Origin of the sequence: Mixta sp. (assembly GCF_024610815.1) — a bacterium.
GTDB classification, from domain to species: domain Bacteria; phylum Pseudomonadota; class Gammaproteobacteria; order Enterobacterales; family Enterobacteriaceae; genus Mixta; species Mixta calida.
Genome location: NZ_JANION010000174.1, coordinates 33,289 through 55,791, shown reverse-complemented (window position 1 = coordinate 55,791; position 22,503 = coordinate 33,289). Strand labels below are relative to the sequence as shown.

Here is a 22,503-nt window from a genome sequence, read left to right as displayed (position 1 = left end):
ATCTCGCGGTAACTGACGGGTGAAGCCGTCATACTACGGTGCATCACGGTAGAAAGTAAACGATGACCCACAGGGAACTCTGGGTTAAAATACGTATCAAAATGCAAACCTGAATCCTGACCTGGAGCTTGCTCCGGGTCAGGTTTCTTTTGTTTGCGAATCAGCCGGTAGCGTTGCACAACGCGTCTGGCCGACGACCACTGGTCAGGACGACAACAAGCAAACAGGACCGATGACGAGGTATTAAAATGAATCAGATTCCGATGACGTTAAGGGGCGCAGAGAAGCTGCGTGAAGAACTCGAAGAGCTGAAGACCGTCAGACGCCCCCGTATTATTGCCTCCATTGCGGAAGCGCGTGAGCATGGCGATCTGAAAGAGAATGCCGAGTATCATGCCGCACGCGAAGAGCAGGGCTTTTGTGAAGGGCGTATTCAGGAGATCGAGGCCAAGCTGTCTAACGCGCAGGTTATCGACGTAACGAAAATGCCAAACAATGGCCGCGTGATTTTCGGCGCGACAGTTTCCGTTCTGAATCTTGATACTGACGAAGAGTCGACCTGGCGTATCGTCGGCGACGATGAGGCAGACTATAAGCAGAATTTAATTTCCGTGAACTCGCCGATGGCGCGCGGACTGATTGGTAAAGAGGCGGACGACGTGGTGGTGATCAAAACGCCGGGCGGCGACGTCGAGTATGAAATTCTGAAAGTAGAATATCTTTAATCTCTGCAACGCAGCTTCAAAGCGTCGCATGATTGTAAAGAAAGGAAAAAGGCCGCATCGCGGCCTTTTATCCAGTGCAGGAGCGTGGCAATTTCTTCCGGCTGAGTCATCAGCGAACGCGATTAACGCGGCAGGGAGATTTTACGTTCTTCTGTCGGGCGGTACAGCACCAGCGTCTTGCCGATAACCTGCACGTTACAGGCTCCCGTTTCGCGAACAATGGCTTCCACCACCAGGTTTTTCGTTTCCCGATCTTCGGTAGCGATCTTCACCTTAATCAGTTCGTGATGCGTAAGCGCCTGATCGATCTCGGCCAGCACGCCTTCGGTAAGGCCGTTGTTGCCCAGCATAACGACAGGTTTCAGCGGGTGCGCCAGACCTTTCAGGTGCTGTTTTTGTTTGGTACTCAGATTCATCGTATATTTTTACTTACATTGGGATTGAAAACGGTACATTCTACCGCCATCTCTGGTATATCACCAAACGCGACAGCCGTCAGTTTGGTTATTTATCGCTACGATGAAGAATAGTTGGAAAAAGTATGACAGGTAAAAAGCGTTCAGCCAGTTCCAGCCGCTGGCTTCAGGAACACTTTAGCGATAAATATGTGCAACAGGCACAGAAAAAAGGGTTGCGTTCGCGCGCCTGGTTTAAACTTGATGAAATACAGCAGGGCGATAAGCTGTTTAAGCCCGGCATGACGGTAGTTGATCTCGGCGCCGCCCCCGGCGGATGGTCACAGTATGTCGCAACCCAAATCGGTTCGAAAGGGCGTATCATTGCCTGTGACATTCTGCCTATGGATCCTATCGTTGGTGTCGATTTCCTTCAGGGCGATTTTCGTGAAGAATCGGTAGTGAAGGCGCTGCTGGAACGCGTCGGCGAAGAGAAAGTTCAGGTTGTCATGTCCGATATGGCGCCCAACATGAGCGGCACCCCCGCTGTGGATATTCCCCGGTCGATGTATCTGGTTGAGCTGGCGCTGGAAATGTGTCGCGATATTCTGGCACCCGGTGGCAGCTTTGTAGTGAAAGTATTTCAGGGAGATGGCTTCGATGAATACCTGCGGGAAATTCGCTCCCTGTTTACGAAAGTGAAAATTCGTAAGCCGGACGCTTCGCGGTCACGTTCACGCGAAGTGTACATTGTAGCGACAGGGCGCAAACTATAGTACCCTACGCTGTCTGTTAACACAGTTGTAATATGAGGTTAATCCCTTGAGTGACATGGCGAAAAACCTGATTCTCTGGTTAGTCATCGCGGTCGTGCTGATGTCTGTCTTCCAGAGCTTTGGGCCCAGCGAGTCGAATGGCCGTAGGGTTGATTATTCAACCTTCCTGTCGGAAGTGAACCAGGATCAGGTCCGCGAGGCACGTATTAACGGGCGTGAAATCAACGTTACCAAAAAAGACAGTAATCGATACACGACCTACATTCCCGTCAACGATCCCAAGTTGCTCGATAACCTGTTGACTAAAAATGTAAAAGTTGTCGGTGAACCGCCGGAAGAGCCGAGCCTGCTGGCTTCTATCTTCATCTCCTGGTTCCCGATGCTGCTGCTGATTGGCGTCTGGATCTTCTTTATGCGTCAAATGCAGGGCGGCGGCGGCAAAGGCGCGATGTCCTTTGGCAAAAGCAAAGCCCGCATGCTGACGGAAGATCAGATTAAAACCACTTTCGCCGACGTCGCAGGCTGTGACGAAGCGAAAGAGGAAGTCGGCGAGCTGGTGGAATACCTGCGCGAGCCGAGCCGCTTCCAGAAACTGGGCGGTAAAATTCCGAAAGGCGTTCTGATGGTGGGCCCGCCGGGTACGGGTAAGACGCTGCTGGCGAAAGCGATCGCCGGCGAAGCGAAAGTGCCGTTTTTCACCATTTCCGGCTCCGACTTCGTGGAAATGTTCGTCGGCGTGGGTGCGTCACGCGTACGCGATATGTTCGAGCAGGCGAAAAAAGCTGCTCCCTGCATCATCTTCATCGATGAGATCGACGCCGTTGGCCGTCAACGCGGCGCTGGCTTGGGCGGCGGTCACGATGAGCGTGAGCAGACCCTGAACCAGATGCTGGTTGAGATGGATGGTTTTGAAGGCAATGAAGGCATCATCGTTATCGCCGCGACCAACCGTCCCGACGTGCTTGACCCGGCGCTGCTGCGTCCAGGCCGTTTCGACCGTCAGGTCGTTGTTGGTCTGCCGGACGTGCGCGGCCGTGAGCAAATTCTGAAAGTCCATATGCGTCGCGTGCCGCTGGCTACCGACATTGACGCGGCAATTATCGCGCGCGGCACCCCTGGCTTCTCCGGCGCCGACCTGGCTAACCTGGTCAACGAAGCGGCGCTGTTTGCCGCACGTGGCAACAAGCGCGTCGTATCGATGGTAGAATTCGAGAAAGCGAAAGATAAAATTATGATGGGTGCGGAACGTCGCTCCATGGTAATGACGGAAGCGCAGAAAGAGTCTACCGCCTACCACGAAGCGGGCCATGCCATTATCGGTCGCCTGGTGCCGGAACACGATCCGGTGCACAAAGTAACGATTATCCCGCGCGGCCGCGCGTTGGGCGTGACCTTCTTCCTGCCGGAAGGCGATGCGATCAGCGCCAGCCGTCAGAAGCTGGAAAGCCAGATTTCTACGCTGTACGGCGGTCGTCTGGCGGAAGAGATCATCTACGGACCGGAGCATGTTTCCACCGGCGCCTCCAACGACATTAAAGTTGCCACCAATCTGGCGCGTAACATGGTGACGCAGTGGGGCTTCTCGGAAAAACTGGGTCCGTTGCTCTATGCGGAAGAAGAGGGTGAAGTGTTCCTCGGCCGCTCAGTAGCGAAAGCCAAGCATATGTCTGACGAAACCGCGCGCCTGATCGATCAGGAAGTGAAGCAGCTGATTGATACCAACTATCAGCGCGCTCGTCGTATCCTGAACGAAAATATGGATATCCTGCACGCGATGAAAGACGCGCTGATGAAGTATGAAACCATCGACGCGCCGCAAATCGACGACCTTATGGCGCGCCGTGAAGTGCGTCCGCCGGCAGGCTGGGAAGATCCAGGTACCGGTTCCGGCAGCTCGGATAACAACGGTTCGCCGAAGGCGCCGCGTCCGGTTGATGAGCCGCGCACGCCGAATCCAGGCAATACCATGTCTGAGCAGTTTAATAAATAACTGTAAAAGACATCTGAAAACCCCGGCTGGTCCGGGGTTTTTTACATCCAAAATATGACCAAACGCAGAAAGGAAAGTTAAAGATGAAGCTGTACGCTCGGGATTCCCACCTGGATTTGTCACATCCCCATGTCATGGGCATTCTTAACGTCACACCTGACTCTTTTTCCGACGGCGGCCAGCACAATACGCTGGTTGCGGCGCTGACCCATGCTAATGAGATGATTAACGCCGGTGCGACCATTATCGATATCGGCGGTGAATCTACCCGGCCCGGCGCAGAGGAAGTCAGTACTGAGCAGGAACTGGAGCGCGTTATTCCCGTCGTGGAGGCAATCGCGCAACGCTTCGAAATGTGGATTTCCGTCGATACGTCAAAACCTGAAGTCATAAGGGAATCAGCGCGAGTAGGCGCTCACATCATTAACGATATCCGCTCGCTTCAGCTTCCCGGCGCATTGGAGGCGGCGGCGGAAACTGGCTTGCCGGTTTGTCTGATGCATATGCAGGGCGAACCGGCCAGCATGCAGACGGCACCGCACTATGACAATTTGCTGCAGGAGATCGATGAGTTTTTCGCCCGGCAAATCGCCCGCTGTGAAGCTGCCGGGATTAAAAAATCGCAGCTGCTACTCGACCCAGGCTTCGGATTCGGTAAGAATCTCAGCCACAACTATCAATTACTGGCGCATCTGGCCGACTTTCACCATTTTGGTCTGCCGCTGCTGGTTGGTATGTCGCGCAAATCGATGATTGGACAACTGCTGAATGTAGGGCCTTCTCAACGTCTGACCGGCAGCCTGGCTTGTGCAGTGATTGCAGCTATGCAGGGTGCGCAGATTATCCGCGTACACGACGTTAAAGAGACCGTAGAGGCGATGCGCGTCGTCGAAGCGACACGTTCAGCGAAGGAATAAACGCATGAGTAACCGTAAATATTTTGGCACCGACGGCATTCGTGGCAAAGTAGGCGAAATGCCTATCACGCCTGATTTTGTACTTAAGCTTGGCTGGGCGGCAGGTAAGGTGCTGGCGCGCCACGGCTCTAAAAAAATCATTATCGGCAAAGATACCCGCATTTCCGGCTATATGCTGGAATCGGCGCTGGAAGCGGGTCTGGCCGCCGCCGGGCTTTCCGCCTCCTTTACCGGCCCGATGCCTACGCCAGCTGTTGCCTATCTGACGCGCACTTTCCGCGCAGAGGCAGGCATCGTTATTTCTGCATCGCATAACCCGTTTGAAGATAACGGCATTAAATTCTTCTCCTCTGAAGGGACCAAGCTGCCGGATGACGTGGAAGAGGCGATTGAACAGGAAATGGAAAAGCCGCTGACCTGCGTGGAATCGGCGGAACTGGGCCGCGCCAGCCGTATCGTCGATGCCGCAGGCCGCTATATTGAATTCTGTAAAGGCACCTTTCCCAGCGAGCTGAACCTTAACGGCCTGAAGATCGTTGTCGACTGCGCGAATGGCGCTACTTATCACATCGCGCCGAACGTTATGCGCGAGCTGGGCGCGAAAGTCATCACTATCGGCGTGCAGCCGGACGGCATGAATATCAACAAAGAGTGCGGCGCTACCGACGTGCGCGCCTTACAGCAACGCGTGCTGGAAGAGAAGGCTGACGTCGGCCTCGCTTTCGACGGCGACGGCGATCGCGTGATGATGGTCGACCATCTCGGCAACAAGGTCGACGGCGATCAGATTCTCTATATCATCGCACGCGAAGGTCTGCGTCAGGGGCAACTGCGCGGCGGCGTCGTGGGCACGCTGATGAGCAATATGGGTCTCGAACTGGCGTTAAAACAGCTCGGCATTCCATTCGCGCGCGCGAAAGTCGGCGACCGTTACGTACTGGAAAAATTGCAGGAAAAGGGTTGGCGTCTGGGGGCAGAAAACTCCGGTCACGTTATCCTGCTGGATAAAACTACCACCGGCGACGGCATTGTGGCTGGTTTGCAAGTACTTACCGCTATGGCGCGTAACCATATGACGCTGCACGATCTTTGCAGCGGCATGAAGCTGCTGCCGCAGATTCTGGTAAACGTCCGCTTCAGCGGGGCTACCGATCCGCTGGAAAACGCCGAAGTAAAAGCGGTGACCGCCGAGGTGGAAAAAACGCTGGCGGGACGCGGACGCGTGCTGCTGCGCAAGTCGGGCACCGAGCCGCTGATCCGCGTCATGGTGGAAGGCGAGGATGAGGCGCAGGTTACCGCGCTGGCGCACCGTATTGCCGATGCGGTAAAAGCGGTATAATTTTCGTTGAAGACGGCCTGAAGCGTTTTATCGACGTGCGCCGCACGGCTGCATTTTATGGCGGCGCGCGCGTTAAGTTGTCTGAAAACTGTAAAGATAACGGGTGGCGCAATAGCGGTCACTCACTAACGGAACCAGTTGTTTCGGCGTAAAAAAACAGCGCTTTGCCGCTTTTTTCTGCAATCGACGCGCGTGTTTAAAAATGCGCTTGCAGATGCCGACACCTTTGGTTAGTATTCACACCCGCTTCTGATGGGAGATGACAATCATCCCCCGTTATTGGTTTGAAGCTTTTGATGTGCGGTGACCGCGCAAGGAAACAGGTTGATTATGTACGAAGCTCTGTTAGTCGTTTTTCTGTTAGTGGCAATTGGCCTTGTGGGTCTGATCATGCTGCAACAGGGTAAAGGCGCTGATATGGGAGCCTCTTTTGGTGCAGGCGCTTCCGCGACGCTGTTTGGATCTGCTGGTTCTGGTAACTTCATGACCCGTATGACCGCAGTGCTGGCGACCCTGTTCTTCATTATCAGCCTGATTCTGGGTAACCTGAACAGCAACAAGACAGCCAAAGGCAGCGAGTGGGAAAATCTGACTCAGCCGGCACAGTCTCAACAGACTGCTCCAGCTAAACCGGCAGCGCCGGGCAGTGATATCCCGCAGTAAGCAGTAAGTTTCAAGCTTTCGACGTGACTCAGGATAGGGTCGCAGTCTTAAAGTGCCGAGGTGGTGGAATTGGTAGACACGCTACCTTGAGGTGGTAGTGCCCGATTGGGCTTACGGGTTCAAGTCCCGTCCTCGGTACCAAATCTCAGTTTTACTTGCATTTTGTGCATGTTCGGCGTAATATTCGCCACGTTTTCGGACGCGGGGTGGAGCAGCCTGGTAGCTCGTCGGGCTCATAACCCGAAGGTCGTCGGTTCAAATCCGGCCCCCGCAACCACTTTCCCTTAGAGTTATTTTTCAAATATACTGTATGCATCTTCGGACGCATCTTCAGCTAATTTTGAAAAAAATTCTTTGGATGGTGTGCCGAGCCGCAGCTGCGGCATACAGGGTCCAGTCGCATTAAGCCCCGAATTTTCGGGGTTTTTTGTTATCAGGAATCGCAACACTGGGCTATATGCCCTTTTTTTATGTCTTGGGGGTGGGCTTGTCCACATTAGAGCAGAAATTAACAGAGATGATTTCAGCACCGGTAGAAGCGCTTGGCTACGAACTGGTCGGTATCGAGTTCATTCGTGGTCGCACATCAACGTTGCGCATCTATATTGATAGTGAAGATGGCATCAATGTTGACGATTGTGCTGATGTCAGCCACCAGGTAAGCGCGGTAATGGATGTGGAAGATCCCATCACGGTCGCTTACAACCTTGAAGTTTCCTCGCCGGGTCTTGATCGCCCACTGTTTACCGCTGAGCATTATGCACGATTCGCAGGTGAGGAAGTGAGCCTGGTCCTGCGTATGGCCGTCCAGAACCGCCGCAAATGGCAGGGCATCATTAAAGCTGTCGAAGGCGAAATGATTACGGTGACCGTCGAGGGTAAAGACGAAGTGTTCGCGCTGAGTAATATTCAGAAAGCGAACCTGGTCCCCCACTTTTAAAAGTCCGGATTGAGGCTAACCAGGATGAATAAAGAAATCTTAGCTGTTGTAGAAGCCGTTTCTAATGAGAAAGCCCTGCCGCGCGAAAAAATCTTCGAGGCGCTGGAGAGCGCACTGGCCACTGCAACCAAGAAAAAATATGAGCAGGAAATCGACGTGCGCGTCAGCATCGATCGCAAAAGCGGCGATTTCGATACTTTCCGCCGCTGGCAGATCGTTGAAGAAGTAACGCAGCCGACGCGCGAAATCACGCTGGAAGCTGCCCGTTACGAAGATGAGACCGTCAATCTCGGCGATTTCGTTGAAGATCAGATTGAATCAGTAAAATTCGATCGTATCACTACGCAGACCGCTAAACAGGTTATCGTACAGAAAGTACGTGAAGCCGAGCGCGCGATGGTTGTCGATCAATTCCGCGAGCAGGAAGGCGAAATCATCACCGGCGTGGTGAAAAAGGTTAACCGCGACAATATTACGCTCGACCTCGGCAACAATGCTGAAGCGGTGATCCTGCGTGAAGATATGTTGCCGCGTGAAAACTTCCGTCCAGGCGACCGTATCCGCGGCGTGCTGTATGCTGTACGCCCGGAAGCGCGCGGCGCTCAGCTGTTCGTCACCCGTTCCAAGCCGGAAATGCTGATCGAACTGTTCCGTATTGAAGTGCCGGAAATTGGTGAAGAAGTCATTGAGATCAAAGCAGCGGCCCGCGATCCGGGTTCACGCGCTAAAATTGCAGTGAAAACTAACGATAAGCGTATCGATCCTGTTGGCGCCTGTGTCGGCATGCGCGGCGCGCGCGTTCAGGCTGTTTCCAGCGAGCTGGGCGGCGAACGCATCGATATCGTACTGTGGGACGACAACCCGGCGCAGTTTGTGATTAACGCCATGGCGCCTGCCGATGTCGCCTCAATTGTGGTGGATGAAGATAATCACACCATGGATATCGCCGTAGAAGCTGGAAATCTGGCTCAGGCGATTGGCCGTAACGGCCAAAACGTACGTCTGGCTTCACAACTGAGCGGTTGGGAGCTGAACGTGATGACGGTCGATGATCTGCAGGCGAAACATCAGGCGGAAGCGCACGCCGCTATCGATGTCTTCACCAAACACCTGGACATCGATCAAGAGTTCGCCACCGTGCTGGTCGAAGAAGGCTTCTCCTCCCTGGAAGAGTTGGCGTATGTGCCGATGAACGAGTTGCTGGAAATTGAAGGCCTGGACGAAGAGACCGTAGAAGCACTGCGCGAACGTGCGAAAAATGCGTTGACCACCCTGGCGCTGGAGAAGGCTGAGAGCCTTGGCAACCGCGAACCTGCGGACGATCTGCTGAACCTTGAAGGTGTGGATCGCGCTCTGGCCAATAAACTGGCGGCAAGAGGTGTTTGCACGCTGGAAGATCTGGCTGAGCAGGGTGTCGACGATCTGACAGATATCGAAGGCCTTGATGACGAGAAGGCCGGCGCTTTGATTATGGCGGCGCGTAATATCTGCTGGTTCGGCGATGACGCGTAATAACAGGAAGGAACAGCATGACAGATGTAACCGTAAAATCGCTGGCCGCAGAGATACAGACTTCAGTGGAACGCCTGGTACAGCAGTTCGCTGATGCAGGGATCCGTAAGTCTGAAAATGACTCTGTGACCCAGCAAGAAAAAGAAACCTTACTGACGCACCTGAATCGCGATAATGGCAGCCCGTCAGGCAAATTAACGCTGCAGCGTAAAACGCGCAGTACCTTGAATATTCCTGGCACCGGGGGTAAAAGTAAGTCGGTGCAAATCGAAGTCCGCAAAAAGCGCACCTATGTAAAAGAGGATGCTGAGGCTGAAAAAGCTAAAGCTGAGGCAGAAGCGCAGGCGCAGCGTGAAGCGGAAGAACAGGCTCGTCGTGAGGCGGAAGAGAAAGCCAGGCGCGAAGCAGCGGAAAAAGCGAAGCGTGAAGCCGAAGAGCAAGCCAAACGCGAGGCCGCGGAAAAGGCTAAGCGCGAAGCAGCGGAAAATGAGAAAGTGAGCAACCAACAAACCGACGATATGACCCGGGCCGGCCAGTCTGATAAAGCCCGCCGTGAAGCCGAAGCCGCAGAGCTGAAGCGTAAAGTGGAAGAAGAAGCCCGCCGTAAGCTGGAAGAAGATGCGCGCCGTGTTGCTGAAGAAGCACGCAAACTGGCCGAGCAGAAAGCAGGCGACTGGGAAGTAAAACCAACCGAGAGCGATGACGCTGACTACCACGTCACCACGTCTCAACATGCCCGTCAGGCTGAAGATGAAAACGACCGTGAAGTTGAAGGCGGCCGTAGTCGTACTCGCACGGCAAAAGCACCGCGTGCACGTAGCAAAGGCAATAAGCATTCGGAAGCGAAAACCGATCGCGAAGAAGCCCGTGCGGCCATTCGTGGCGGTAAAGGCGGCAAGCATCGTAAAGGCAGCGCGCTGCAGCAGGGCTTTAACCGTCCGGCTCAGGCCGTTAACCGTGACGTCATCATTGGCGAAACCATCACCGTTGCGGAACTGGCTAACAAAATGGCGGTTAAAGGCTCACAGGTCATCAAAGCAATGATGAAAATGGGCGCCATGGCTACCATCAACCAGGTCATCGATCAGGAAACTGCCCAGCTGGTCGCGGAAGAGATGGGACACAAAGTGATCCTGCGCCGCGAGAACGAGCTGGAAGAAGCGGTAATGAGCGATCGTGATACCGGCGCTGCTGCTGAATCCCGTGCGCCTGTAGTTACTATCATGGGACACGTTGACCATGGTAAAACCTCGCTGCTGGACTATATTCGCTCTACTAAAATCGCCTCTGGCGAAGCGGGCGGCATTACCCAGCATATCGGTGCTTACCACGTTGAAACCGATAACGGCATGATCACCTTCCTCGACACCCCGGGCCACGCCGCGTTTACCGCGATGCGTGCGCGCGGCGCGCAGGCGACGGATATCGTGGTGCTAGTTGTTGCGGCGGACGACGGCGTGATGCCGCAGACCGTTGAAGCCGTTCAGCATGCGAAAGCGGCTGGCGTGCCGGTTGTGGTTGCCGTTAACAAGATCGATAAGCCTGACGCCGATCCGGATCGCGTGAAAAACGAACTGACTCAGTACGGCATCATTCCAGAAGAGTGGGGCGGCGAGAACATGTTCGTTAACGTTTCTGCGAAAGCAGGTACTGGCGTTGACGATCTGCTGAACGCGATTCTGCTGCAGTCTGAAGTACTTGAGCTTTCAGCAGTTCGCGCCGGCATGGCGAGCGGCGTGGTTATCGAATCCTTCCTGGATAAAGGTCGTGGTCCGGTGGCTACCGTTCTGGTGCGTGAAGGCACTCTGCATAAAGGCGACATCGTACTGTGCGGCTTTGAATATGGCCGTGTGCGCGCGATGCGTGACGAGATGGGTCATGAAGTCACCGAAGCGGGACCTTCCATTCCGGTTGAGATTCTGGGCCTTTCCGGCGTACCGGCGGCAGGTGATGAAGCGACCGTAGTTCGTGACGAGAAGAAAGCGCGTGAAGTTGCGCTGTATCGTCAGGGCAAGTTCCGCGAAGTCAAACTGGCGCGTCAGCAGAAATCGAAGCTGGAAAACATGTTCGCCAATATGAACGAAGGCGACGTGTCCGAACTGAACATCGTTCTGAAAGCCGACGTACAAGGTTCTGTCGAAGCGATTTCCGACTCCCTGCTGAAGCTGTCTACTGATGAAGTGAAAGTGAAGATCGTGGGTTCAGGCGTGGGTGGTATCACCGAAACCGACGCAACGCTGGCCGCGGCTTCCAACGCTATCATCCTGGGCTTCAACGTCCGTGCCGACGCTTCTGCGCGCCGTGTTATCGAAGCGGAAAGCCTGGACCTGCGCTACTACTCGGTCATCTATAATCTGATCGATGAAGTGAAGGCGGCGATGAGCGGTATGCTGGCGCCGGAATACAAACAGCAGATCATCGGCCTGGCCGAAGTGCGCGATGTGTTCAAATCACCGAAGTTTGGCGCGATTGCTGGTTGTATGGTTACCGAAGGCGTGGTTAAACGTCATAACCCAATCCGTGTACTGCGTGACAACGTGGTTATCTATGAAGGCGAGCTGGAATCCCTGCGTCGCTTTAAAGATGACGTCAACGAAGTGCGTAACGGCATGGAGTGTGGTATCGGCGTTAAGAACTACAACGACGTTCGCACCGGCGATATGATCGAAGTCTTCGAAGTGATCGAAATCCAGCGTACCATCGAATAACGATCGCATCGCAAGTGGCATTTGGGAAGCTCGGCGCTTCCCCTAACTGAGCCCCGCCCTGTCTGGTCGGGGCTCAGCCATTATCAGGAGAAATAATTATGGCGAAAGAATTTGGTCGCCCGCAGCGCGTCGCACAAGAACTGCAAAAAGAGCTCGCGATGATCATTCAGCGGGAAATTAAAGATCCGCGCGTAGGCATGATGGTGACCGTCTCTGGCGTGGAAGTCTCACGCGATCTGGCTTATGCCAAAGTGTTTGTTACCTTTCTGAATGACGAAGATGCCAATTCCATTAAAGCAGGCGTAAAAGCGCTACAGGATGCATCAGGTTACATTCGTTCGCTGCTCGGCAAAGCGATGCGTCTGCGTATCGTGCCTGAACTGACCTTCTTTTACGATAACTCGCTGGTTGAAGGGATGCGCATGTCCAACCTGGTGACTAACGTAGTGAAAAACGACGCTGAGCGCCGCGGACCGGCGGAAGAAGACGACAAGGAGGAGTAATGAGCCGTCCTCGTCGTCGCGGCCGCGATATTCATGGCGTGCTGCTGCTGGATAAGCCGCAGGGACTGTCCTCCAATGACGCTTTGCAAAAAGTGAAGCGTATCTTCCGTGCGAACAGAGCGGGCCACACCGGCGCGCTGGATCCCCTGGCGACCGGCATGCTGCCTGTCTGTCTGGGAGAAGCGACAAAGTTTTCCCAGTATCTGCTGGACGCCGATAAGCGTTATCGCGTGATTGCCCGCCTGGGCGAGCGTACCGACACCTCGGACGCGGACGGGCAGGTTATCAGCGAGCGGCCTATCGCTTTCAATCAGGCGCAGCTTGACGCCGCGCTGGAAAGCTTTCGCGGCGAAACGCAGCAGGTGCCGTCGATGTATTCGGCGCTGAAATATCAGGGCCGCCCGCTGTATGAATATGCGCGTCAGGGCATCGACGTGCCGCGCGAAGCACGCGCCATCACCGTTTACGAGCTGCAGTTTATTCGCTGGCAGGATAACGAGCTGGAGCTGGAAATTCACTGCTCTAAAGGCACCTATATCCGCACCATTATCGACGATCTGGGCGAGAAGCTCGGATGCGGCGCGCATGTCATTATGCTACGTCGCCTACAGGTCGCGCGCTATCCCATCGAAAAAATGGTCACGCTCGATCAGCTTTACGCGTTGCAGGGCGAGCCGGGCGATTTGACTCCAGAAGCGCAGGCGCAGCTGGACGCGTTGCTCATGCCGATGGACAGCCCGGCGTCGGATTATCCGGAAGTGAACCTGAGCGAAACGGCCGCAGGCTACTTCAGACAGGGGCAGCCGGTGCAGGCCGCCAACGCGCCGCGCGACGGTCTGGTGCGCGTAACCGAAGGGGAAGCGCGTAAGTTTATCGGCATGGCGCAAATCGCCGAAGATGGCCGCGTGGCGCCCCGCCGTTTGGTAGTAGAATATTCTGCCTGAGTCATTTGCACTCATCTCAGCCTGAGAGTAGAATAATGCGGCTTTACATGGGGTCGCTGAATTAGAGATTGGCACCCTGACATTCATCATTTAACTGGAGTTCATTATGTCTCTAAGTACCGAAGCTAAAGCAGAGATCGTTGCTAAATACGGTCGTGGCGCTAACGACAGCGGCTCAACCGAAGTTCAGGTTGCTCTGCTGACTGCTCAGATTAACCACCTGCAGGGTCACTTCTCTGAGCACAAAAAAGACCACCACAGCCGTCGCGGTCTGCTGCGCATGGTTTCCCAGCGTCGTAAGCTGCTGGATTACCTGAAGCGTAAAGACGTTGCGCGTTATACCAGCCTGATCGAAAGCCTGGGCCTGCGTCGCTAAGTCTCAACGTGCTGTTTTATGGCGCTCGCGCGAGAAGGACAGCATGGTGCAAGTTTCGTAAAAAAGGGGGCCTCCGGGCCCCTTTTTTCAAGCAAGCCGCAGCAATCCATAGCAAACTATTGTATTGTTGCAGTATGTGATCTTCACTTGCAGAGGTTCGCGCGGCTAATGAGAAACCTTCTCCCAACGGGCGTAAGGTTTGTCATTAGTCGCGAGGATGCAATGAAGGTTGAAACCCCACAGCAGGCCGTTTAGTTGGGCCTGCTTTGACGTAAAGGAAGTTATTTTGCTGAATCCGATTGTACGTAAATTCCAGTACGGTCAGCATACCGTGACGCTTGAGACCGGTATGATGGCGCGTCAGGCTACCGCGGCCGTTATGGCCAGCATGGACGATACTGCTGTATTTGTAACCGTTGTTGGTCAGAAAAAAGCGAAACCTGGTCAGGACTTCTTTCCGCTGACCGTTAACTATCAGGAGCGTACCTACGCTGCTGGCCGTATTCCAGGCAGCTTCTTCCGTCGTGAAGGCCGCCCAAGCGAAGGCGAGACCCTGATCGCGCGTCTGATTGACCGCCCGGTTCGTCCGCTGTTCCCGGAAGGCTTCGTGAACGAAGTGCAGGTTATTGCGACCGTTGTGTCCGTTAACCCGCAGGTTAACCCGGATATCGTTGCGATGATCGGCGCCTCTGCCGCGCTGAGCCTGTCCGGTATTCCGTTCAACGGTCCGATCGGTGCTGCGCGCGTTGGTTATATTAACGATCAGTATGTGCTGAACCCGACTTCTGACGAGATCAAACAGTCTCGTCTGGACCTGGTCGTCGCGGGTACTCAGGGCGCGGTGCTGATGGTGGAATCCGAAGCGGATATCCTGACCGAAGAGCAGATGCTGGGCGCAGTGGTATTTGGCCACGAGCAGCAGCAGGTTGTGATCGAAAACATCAATGCGCTGGTCGCCGAAGCGGGCAAACCGCGTTGGGACTGGCAGCCTGAAGCCGTTAACGAAGCGCTGAATGCGCGTATCGCCGCGTTGGCGGAGTCTCGCCTGAGCGACGCTTACCGCATCACAGAAAAACAGGAGCGCTATGCTCAGGTTGATCTGATCAAATCTGAAACTATCGCTGCGCTGCTGGCGGAAGATGAGTCGCTGGACGAAGGCGAAATCAGCGATATCCTGCACGCTATCGAGAAAAACGTGGTGCGTAGCCGCGTTCTGAACGGCGAGCCGCGTATCGACGGCCGTGAAAAAGATATGATCCGCGGTCTGGATGTTCGTACCGGCGTACTGCCGCGTACGCATGGCTCCGCGCTGTTCACCCGTGGCGAAACGCAGGCGCTGGTCGCCGCGACGCTGGGCACCGCGCGTGACGCGCAGAGCCTTGACGAGCTGATGGGGGAGCGTACCGACAACTTCCTGTTCCACTATAATTTCCCTCCGTACTCCGTAGGCGAAACCGGTATGGTGGGCTCACCGAAGCGTCGTGAAATTGGTCACGGCCGTCTGGCGAAGCGTGGCGTTCTGGCCGTTATGCCGAAAATCGATGAATTCCCGTACACCGTACGCGTGGTGTCTGAAATCACCGAATCCAACGGATCTTCTTCTATGGCTTCCGTTTGCGGCGCTTCTCTGGCGCTGATGGATGCGGGCGTGCCGATCAAAGCGGCCGTAGCCGGCATCGCGATGGGTCTGGTGAAAGAGGGCGAACGCTATGTCGTGCTTTCTGACATCCTGGGCGACGAAGATCACCTCGGCGATATGGACTTTAAAGTTGCCGGTAGCCGCGACGGTATCACTGCGCTGCAGATGGATATCAAAATCGAAGGCATCACCCGCGAAATCATGCAGGTGGCGCTGAACCAGGCTAAAGGCGCGCGTCTGCATATCCTGGGCGTCATGGAGCAGGCTATCAGCACGCCGCGTGGCGATATCTCTGAGTTCGCACCGCGTATTCATACCATCAAGATCAATCCGGACAAGATTAAGGACGTGATTGGTAAAGGCGGTTCGGTCATCCGTGCGTTGACTGAAGAGACCGGCACCACGATCGAAATCGAAGATGACGGCACCGTGAAAATCGCGGCGACCGACGGCGACAAAGCGAAGCATGCGATTCGTCGTATCGAAGAGATCACCGCTGAGATCGAAGTCGGCCGCATCTACAACGGCAAAGTAACCCGTATCGTCGACTTCGGCGCCTTTGTGGCTATCGGCGGCGGTAAAGAAGGTCTGGTCCACATTTCTCAAATCGCTGACAAGCGCGTTGAGAAAGTGACCGACTACCTGCAGATGGGTCAGGAAGTGCCGGTTAAAGTGCTGGAAGTGGACCGTCAGGGCCGCGTGCGTCTCAGCATCAAAGAAGCTTCAGAACAGCAGCCGCAGGCGGAAGCGGCAGCCGCTACCCCTGAAGCAGAGTAAAAGCGCGTTCGACATTGAGCCCTCCTCCAGAGGAGGGCTGTTTCGTTGCGAGGGCGGGAATCCTTGTGCATGGCAGGCGGATGACAGGATGTACATCCCAATGTTGGTATTCGGGAGTGGGAAATGAAGCCTTTTTTGCGCTGGTGTTTCGTTGCGACAGCTATCACGCTGGCAGGATGCAGCAACTCAAATTGGCGTAAGAGCGATGTGCTGGCGGTTCCGCTACAGCCAACTCTGCAACAGGAAGTGATCCTGGCGCGCATGGAACAAATTCTTGCCAGTCGCGCCCTGACCGATGATGAGCGTGCACAGCTATTATATGAACGCGGAGTGTTGTATGATAGCTTAGGTCTGAGGGCATTAGCGCGGAACGATTTTTCGCAAGCGCTGTCTATAAGACCAGATATGCCTGAAGTATTTAATTATTTAGGTATATACTTAACGCAGGCGGGCAACTTTGATGCCGCCTATGAAGCGTTTGATTCTGTACTTGAGCTTGATCCAACTTACAATTATGCGCATTTAAACCGTGGTATCGCCCTCTATTACGGCGGTCGATACAAGTTAGCGCAAGATGATCTGCTGGCGTTTTATCAAGACGATCCTAACGATCCGTTCCGCAGTCTGTGGCTTTATCTCGATGAACAGGAGATAGACGCTAAACAGGCCAGGGTGATGCTGAAACAGCGTTACGAGAAGGCGAATCGCGATCAATGGGGATGGAATATTGTCGAGTTCTACCTTGGCGACATCAGTGAAAAAACGCTGATGGAACGTCTCAAGGCGGACGCAACGGATAACACCTCGCTCGCTGAACATCTCAGTGAAACCAACTTCTATTTAGGTAAGTACTACCTAAGTCTGGGGGAGAAGGATAACGCGGAAGCGTTATTCAAACTGGCGGTTGCTAACAACGTACATAACTTCGTTGAGCACCGATACGCATTGTTGGAACTGGCGCTGTTAGGCCAGACACAAGACGATTTAACAGAATCTGACCAGCAATAGCTGACGAACACCTGAGTCCTTTTTTGAAAAAATGTCATCATCTTTCGGGGTGACGGCTTTTTTGTTCGTCAAAACATCTAATTTGAGCCGGTTCACATTTTTCAATGAAAATGATTGCATATTTTCAGGACGAGTTATGTAGACTGGCCGCCGTAATCTAAGAGGCACTTGTACTACATGACTGATATCCAAACCACTTTCTCCGACCTGGGTCTTAACGAATCTATCCTCACCGCTCTGAATGACATGGGCTATGAGAAGCCGTCTCCGATCCAGGCCGCCTGTATCCCGCATCTGCTGGAAGGCCGCGATGTGCTGGGTATGGCGCAAACCGGTAGTGGCAAAACCGCAGCGTTCTCCTTGCCGCTGCTGAACAATATCGACAGCGAATTGAAAGCGCCGCAGATTCTGGTTCTGGCGCCGACGCGTGAGCTGGCGGTTCAGGTTGCAGAAGCCTGCAACGATTTTTCTAAACATATGCGCGGCGTAAACGTGCTGGCCCTGTATGGCGGTCAGCGTTACGACGTGCAGCTGCGCGCGCTGCGTCAGGGACCGCAAATCGTGGTCGGTACGCCGGGTCGTCTGCTTGACCACCTGAAACGCGGCACGCTGGATCTTTCTAACCTGCGCGGCCTGGTGCTGGACGAAGCGGATGAAATGCTGCGCATGGGCTTTATCGAAGACGTAGAAACCATCATGGCGCAGATCCCGGAAGGTCATCAGACCGCTCTGTTCTCTGCCACCATGCCGGAAGCGATTCGTCGCATTACGCGTCGTTTTATGAAAGATCCGCAGGAAGTGCGCATCCAGAGCAGCATCACTACGCGTCCTGACATCAGCCAGAGCTACTGGACCGTCTGGGGCCGTAAAACGGATGCGCTGGTGCGTTTCCTGGAAGCTGAAGACTTTGATGCGGCGATCATCTTCGTTCGCACCAAAAACGCGACGCTGGAAGTGGCTGAAGCGCTGGAGCGCAGCGGTTACAACAGCGCCGCGCTGAACGGCGACATGAACCAGGCGCTGCGTGAGCAGACTCTGGAGCGTCTGAAAGATGGCCGTCTGGATATTCTGATCGCGACTGACGTTGCGGCACGTGGTCTTGACGTGGAGCGTATTAGCCTGGTGGTTAACTACGACATCCCGATGGACTCAGAATCCTACGTTCACCGTATCGGTCGTACCGGTCGTGCTGGCCGCGCCGGTCGCGCGCTGCTGTTCGTGGAAAACCGCGAACGTCGTCTGCTGCGCAATATTGAGCGCACCATGAAGCTGACCATCCCGGAAGTCGAGCTGCCGAACGCAGAACTGCTGAGCGCCCGTCGTCTGGAGAAATTCGCCGCTAAAGTACAGCAGCAGCTGGAAAGCAGCGATCTGGAGCAATACCGCGCGCTGCTGAGCCAGCTGTCGCCGGAGAGCGATCTGGATATGGAAACGCTGGCGGCCGCGCTGCTGAAAATGGCGCAGGGCGAACGCCCGCTGATTCTGCCGCCGGATGCGCCGCGTCCTCAGCGTCGTGAATTCCGCGAGCGTGATGACCGTCGTGACGATCGTCGCGGCAGCCGTGAAATGCGTGGCGAGAGCCGTGAAGGCGGCGAACGTCCGCGTCGCGAGCGTCGTGACGTTGGCGACATGGAGCTGTATCGTATCGAAGTGGGCCGTGACGATGGCGTTGAAGTACGTCATATCGTGGGCGCTATCGCCAACGAAGGCGATATCAGCAGCCGTTACATCGGTAACATCAAGCTGTTCGGCACTCACTCAACGATCGAACTGCCGAAAGGCATGCCGGGCGAAATCCTGCAGCACTTCACCCGTACGCGTATTCTCAACAAACCGATGAATATGCAGCTGCTGGGCGATGCGCAACCGCGTGAGCGTGGCGAACAACGTGCCGATCGCGGCGGTGAGCGTCGTGGCGGCGGTCGCGGCAGCTTTGGCGGCGAACGTCGCGAAGGTGGCCGTGAAGGCGGTCGTCGTTTCAGCGAGCGTCGTGAAGGCGGCCGCAGCGGCAGCTTCAGTCGTGAAGGCGGCAACAGCCGTGGTCCGCGTCGTGAAGAAGGTGCTGGCGCAGGCGCCGGTGCAGTGCGCCGTCGCGATTACTAATCGCTTAGCGTAAAAAATAAAAAACCAGCCGCAAGGCTGGTTTTTTATGCCTGTTATTCAGGCCGCGCAGAAATTATCAGAGCGCCTGAGACGCCTGCATCGCCAGCTCAAAAGAGCGCAAACGCGCCTGATGATCGAAAATCTGCCCGTTGACCATAATCTCATCCGCCTGCGTTTCACGTATCAGCGCCGCCAGGCCATGCTGAACCTTGGTGCTGTCGCCCACGATCGACATGCTTAACGCCTGCTGAACGCCATACTGCTCGGATGGCGACCAGAGGTTGTCCATGTTTTCCACCGGCTTCGGCAGCGGGCCCGGCTTACCGCGGCGCAGGTTGATAAACTGCTGCTGCATAGACGTGAACAGGAAGCGCGCCTCTTTTTCGCTGTCGGCGGCGACGATATTGACGCATACCATGGCGTAAGGCTTATCAAGCCGTTCGGAAGGCTGGAAATTCTCACGATACATATGCAGCGCCTGGAACAGCAGGTCGGGCGCGAAATGCGACGCGAAAGCGAACGGCAGACCCATTTTCGCCGCCAGCTGCGCGCTGTAAAGACTGGAGCCCAGCAGCCAGACCGGTATCTGCAAGCCAAGCCCCGGCACCGGCTGCACCGGCAGTTCCGCATCTTTATCCGCATCGAACCAGGCAATCAGCGTTTCCACATCTTCCGGGAAACTGTCGATCATGCCGGCGTTGCTGTGATGACGACGTAAGGCCATCATGGTGCGCTGATCGGAGCCCGGCGCGCGTCCCAGTCCGAGGTCGATACGGCCCGGATAGAGCGACTCCAGCGTGCCGAACTGTTCAGCAATCACTAACGGCGCGTGGTTGGGCAGCATAATGCCGCCGGAACCAAGACGCAGCGTAGTGGTATTCGCCGCCAGATAGCCGATCAGCACCGACGTTGCGGCGCTGGCGATGCCGGTCATATTGTGATGTTCTGCCAGCCAGTAGCGATTAAAGCCCAGTCTTTCCGCCTGCCGCGCCAGCGAAAGCGAGGCGTGAAAAGCGTCACGCGGTGTGGCCCCCTGCGGAATAGGGGCCAGATCGAGTACTGACAGGGGAACGTTTTTTTTCTCAGACATATCTGCTCACTTTGTTGGCTGTAGTGCGGACGCGGCAGTTGCCCGTCGACGTTACAGAAAAACATGCGCCTACTTTACCGTATTGCAGTTTTAGCAGAGTAGCCAGAATATGCCCTGAGAGCAAAGCGGCTTGCGAAGAGTAAGGCCAGCGTAACGTAAGAAAAACGGCGGTTCAGAGAGCGATCCGCCGCTTTGTGACATCAGGACTGAAGCGCCATGCCAGCCAGTTTGCGCCAATAGCCGTTGCAGTCGTTGCGTTGCGCCATCATCAGCGGCGCCTGGCCCTGTTCATTTGCGCGGAAGCGGTCAATCAGCGCCAGCGTCTGTTTGTTTTCCGGCGACAGACGAACCACATCGACCAGGCCGTGCATGCTGGTCAGGTCATTGCCGAGGTTATAACAGTAGCCGCTCATGGTCTGGATGCCGTTCAGCACGAAAACCTGTTGATCCTCCTGCGACAGCACGCGGCGGCCCTGCGGATAGTTAATGCAACAGGTTTCGCACTCATCTTTAGGCTTGTTTTCCGAGCGCGCGGTAAAGCAGCGCGCCGACAGCGCCAGCGGCAGATGGCCATAAGCCAGCACTTCGGTTTCAAACTTGCCGTGGATGCCTAATTCGTCGCACTGCTGCTGAATGCCCAGCAGCCAGTCACGCGACAGCTCGACCGGCATGCACCAGCGCGTCATGCCAAGCCGCAGCAGCATACGCAGCGTCATTGCGTTATAGCAGTTAAGCGCATGGCCCACGACGAACGGCAGTTTCTGCTCCGCCGCCATATTAACCGTGCCGAGATCGTTCGCCTCGATAAGAAATTCGCCGTTGTCGACGTAGCGTTTAATTTCCTGTAGCTCAGAAGTGGATTGCACCAGCGCCAGTGTGCTGAACACCACCTGTTTGCCGCTTTCCTGCAACAGATGGGCGAACTCAAGCCATTGCGGAAAGCGAGTGGCCCGGCGCTTGCTGCATACTGACTCGCCCAGATAGACGATCTCCGCGCTGCTTTCTGCGGCGGCCTGATAAAAATCAGCCAGCGTTTCCGTCGGCCAGTACCAGAGCACCGGCCCTAAAGAATATTTCATCACCTTTCCTTATTGCCATTTGCGGTGGTAGGCGCCCAGCGTGGTTTGCGTGCCTTCCGACAGCGAACCCAGCTCCGTCATCCAGCTCTCCTGAACGGCGAAGGCGGAAGGATTCGCTTTGCAACGATCTATAGCCTGGCGCCAGATGCGCGCGACCTGGGCGACATAGGCTGGGCTGCGCTGGCGACCTTCGATTTTCACCGAGGCGATATTGGCGGCCAGCAGCTCCGGCAGCAGCTCAAGCGTATTCAGGCTGGTAGGCTCCTCCAGCACGTGATAGCGCTGTCCGTCGACCTGATAGCGCCCTTTGCATAAGGTGGGATAGCCAGCGTTTTCATTGAGATCGTAACGATCGATCAACACCTCGTTCAGGCGCGACTCCAGCCCGGACGGCGTCTGCTGCCAGCGTACAAAGCGCGCGGGCGAGCAGGCACCGACGGTATTCGGCGATTCGCCGGTCATCCAGGAGGAAAGATAGCAGCGTCCTTCCGCCATAATGCACAGGCTGCCGAAGGCGAAAACCTCCAGCGGCACCGGGGTATTCCGCGCCAGCTGGCGCACCTGATGTATGGAAAGCACGCGCGGCAGCACCACGCGCGCGACGTCGAAATGCTGATGATAGAAGCGGATCGCTTCCAGGTTCGTAGCCGATGCCTGTACTGAGACATGGCGCTCGATATGGGGATAGCGGCTGGCCGCATATTCCAGCATCGCCAGATCGGCGATAATCAGCGCGTCGGCGCCGATGTCGGCGGCCATATCGATGGCGTTCTGCCAGCGGATAAAGCCATTGGGATGCGCGAATGTATTGATGGCGACATGCAGTTTGCGCTGATGCTGATGCACAAAGCGCGCGGCCTCTTTCAGCCGTTTATCGGTAAAGTTCAGACCGGCGAAATGACGCGCGTTCGTGTCATCTTTCAGACCGATGTAAACTGCATCCGCTCCATTTTCGATCGCTGCCTTCAGCGCGGGCAGGTTGCCCGCCGGGCAAAGGAGTTCCATGACATATCCTGTCA

At 55.4% G+C, this 22,503-nt stretch carries 20 protein-coding genes and 2 tRNA genes; 18 read left to right on the top strand and 4 right to left on the bottom strand.

What is annotated here, in order from left to right; translation table 11 throughout:
- The first annotated feature begins 248 nt into the window (after positions 1-248).
- Positions 249-725 (top strand): transcription elongation factor GreA, encoded by a 477-nt coding sequence (gene greA, locus MYY08_RS13245; RefSeq protein WP_038628763.1) that lies wholly within the window; start codon positions 249-251, stop codon positions 723-725.
- Between the two features lie 122 nt (positions 726-847).
- Here greA and yhbY read toward each other — a convergent pair whose 3' ends face one another.
- Complete coding sequence (gene yhbY, locus MYY08_RS13240) at positions 848-1,141, bottom strand: ribosome assembly RNA-binding protein YhbY (protein WP_038628761.1); 294 nt, start codon at positions 1,139-1,141, stop codon at positions 848-850.
- A 125-nt stretch (positions 1,142-1,266) separates the two neighbouring features.
- Here yhbY and rlmE point away from each other — a divergent pair, with 125 nt between their 5' ends.
- The 17 genes from rlmE (at position 1,267) to MYY08_RS13160 (ending at position 19,315) form a co-directional block, all read left to right on the top strand.
- Positions 1,267-1,896, top strand: a complete 630-nt coding sequence (gene rlmE, locus MYY08_RS13235) for a 23S rRNA (uridine(2552)-2'-O)-methyltransferase RlmE (protein ID WP_038628759.1) — start codon at positions 1,267-1,269, stop codon at positions 1,894-1,896.
- A 55-nt stretch (positions 1,897-1,951) separates the two neighbouring features.
- The gene (ftsH, locus tag MYY08_RS13230; protein WP_038628757.1) at positions 1,952-3,886 is read left to right on the top strand and encodes an ATP-dependent zinc metalloprotease FtsH; all 1,935 of its coding nucleotides are present in this window, start codon (positions 1,952-1,954) and stop codon (positions 3,884-3,886) included.
- A gap of 83 nt (positions 3,887-3,969) precedes the next feature.
- Positions 3,970-4,803 (top strand): dihydropteroate synthase, encoded by an 834-nt coding sequence (gene folP, locus MYY08_RS13225; protein WP_288014522.1) that lies wholly within the window; start codon positions 3,970-3,972, stop codon positions 4,801-4,803.
- 4 nt (positions 4,804-4,807) lie between these two features.
- Positions 4,808-6,142, top strand: coding sequence for a phosphoglucosamine mutase (gene glmM / locus MYY08_RS13220; protein ID WP_038628753.1), 1,335 nt, complete (start codon positions 4,808-4,810; stop codon positions 6,140-6,142).
- A 330-nt stretch (positions 6,143-6,472) separates the two neighbouring features.
- Positions 6,473-6,805, top strand: coding sequence for a preprotein translocase subunit SecG (gene secG / locus MYY08_RS13215; RefSeq protein ID WP_038628751.1), 333 nt, complete (start codon positions 6,473-6,475; stop codon positions 6,803-6,805).
- A 54-nt stretch (positions 6,806-6,859) separates the two neighbouring features.
- Positions 6,860-6,946: transfer RNA gene (locus MYY08_RS13210), tRNA-Leu, on the top strand.
- A gap of 59 nt (positions 6,947-7,005) precedes the next feature.
- Positions 7,006-7,082: transfer RNA gene (locus tag MYY08_RS13205), tRNA-Met, on the top strand.
- Between the two features lie 210 nt (positions 7,083-7,292).
- Complete coding sequence (gene rimP / locus MYY08_RS13200; protein WP_038630160.1) at positions 7,293-7,745, top strand: ribosome maturation factor RimP; 453 nt, start codon at positions 7,293-7,295, stop codon at positions 7,743-7,745.
- A gap of 24 nt (positions 7,746-7,769) precedes the next feature.
- Entirely contained in the window at positions 7,770-9,257 is a 1,488-nt protein-coding gene (nusA, locus tag MYY08_RS13195; RefSeq protein WP_084969943.1) for a transcription termination factor NusA, read from the top strand.
- Positions 9,258-9,274: 17 nt separating this feature from the next.
- Positions 9,275-11,965: a translation initiation factor IF-2 gene (infB, locus tag MYY08_RS13190; RefSeq protein ID WP_038628747.1), complete on the top strand. Its 2,691-nt coding sequence runs from the start codon at positions 9,275-9,277 to the stop codon at positions 11,963-11,965.
- 98 nt (positions 11,966-12,063) lie between these two features.
- A complete protein-coding gene (gene rbfA, locus MYY08_RS13185) occupies positions 12,064-12,468 on the top strand; it encodes a 30S ribosome-binding factor RbfA (RefSeq protein WP_038628745.1) in 405 nt (134 codons plus the stop codon).
- On the top strand, positions 12,468-13,412 hold the full coding sequence (gene truB, locus MYY08_RS13180; RefSeq protein ID WP_038628743.1) for a tRNA pseudouridine(55) synthase TruB: 945 nt from the start codon (positions 12,468-12,470) through the stop codon (positions 13,410-13,412). The genes rbfA and truB overlap by 1 nt, the downstream gene beginning before the upstream one ends.
- Before the next feature lie 106 nt (positions 13,413-13,518).
- A complete protein-coding gene (rpsO, locus tag MYY08_RS13175) occupies positions 13,519-13,788 on the top strand; it encodes a 30S ribosomal protein S15 (protein WP_038628742.1) in 270 nt (89 codons plus the stop codon).
- 286 nt (positions 13,789-14,074) lie between these two features.
- Positions 14,075-16,204, top strand: a complete 2,130-nt coding sequence (pnp, locus tag MYY08_RS13170; protein ID WP_038628741.1) for a polyribonucleotide nucleotidyltransferase — start codon at positions 14,075-14,077, stop codon at positions 16,202-16,204.
- 123 nt (positions 16,205-16,327) lie between these two features.
- Positions 16,328-17,212, top strand: a complete 885-nt coding sequence (gene nlpI, locus MYY08_RS13165; RefSeq protein WP_038628739.1) for a lipoprotein NlpI — start codon at positions 16,328-16,330, stop codon at positions 17,210-17,212.
- A 104-nt stretch (positions 17,213-17,316) separates the two neighbouring features.
- Complete coding sequence (locus MYY08_RS19270; RefSeq protein ID WP_498043408.1) at positions 17,317-17,373, top strand: hypothetical protein; 57 nt, start codon at positions 17,317-17,319, stop codon at positions 17,371-17,373.
- A gap of 16 nt (positions 17,374-17,389) precedes the next feature.
- Positions 17,390-19,315, top strand: a complete 1,926-nt coding sequence (locus tag MYY08_RS13160) for a DEAD/DEAH family ATP-dependent RNA helicase (protein WP_038628738.1) — start codon at positions 17,390-17,392, stop codon at positions 19,313-19,315.
- A gap of 76 nt (positions 19,316-19,391) precedes the next feature.
- On the opposite strand, the gene MYY08_RS13155 is transcribed toward MYY08_RS13160, so the two are convergent.
- From MYY08_RS13155 to ubiU, 3 genes are all read right to left on the bottom strand, one after another.
- A complete protein-coding gene (locus tag MYY08_RS13155) occupies positions 19,392-20,405 on the bottom strand; it encodes a luciferase-like monooxygenase (RefSeq protein WP_084969940.1) in 1,014 nt (337 codons plus the stop codon).
- Positions 20,406-20,605: 200 nt separating this feature from the next.
- On the bottom strand, positions 20,606-21,484 hold the full coding sequence (locus MYY08_RS13150; RefSeq protein ID WP_038628736.1) for a U32 family peptidase: 879 nt from the start codon (positions 21,482-21,484) through the stop codon (positions 20,606-20,608).
- A 9-nt stretch (positions 21,485-21,493) separates the two neighbouring features.
- The gene (ubiU, locus tag MYY08_RS13145; RefSeq protein WP_038628735.1) at positions 21,494-22,489 is read right to left on the bottom strand and encodes a ubiquinone anaerobic biosynthesis protein UbiU; all 996 of its coding nucleotides are present in this window, start codon (positions 22,487-22,489) and stop codon (positions 21,494-21,496) included.
- Positions 22,490-22,503: the final 14 nt, after the last annotated feature.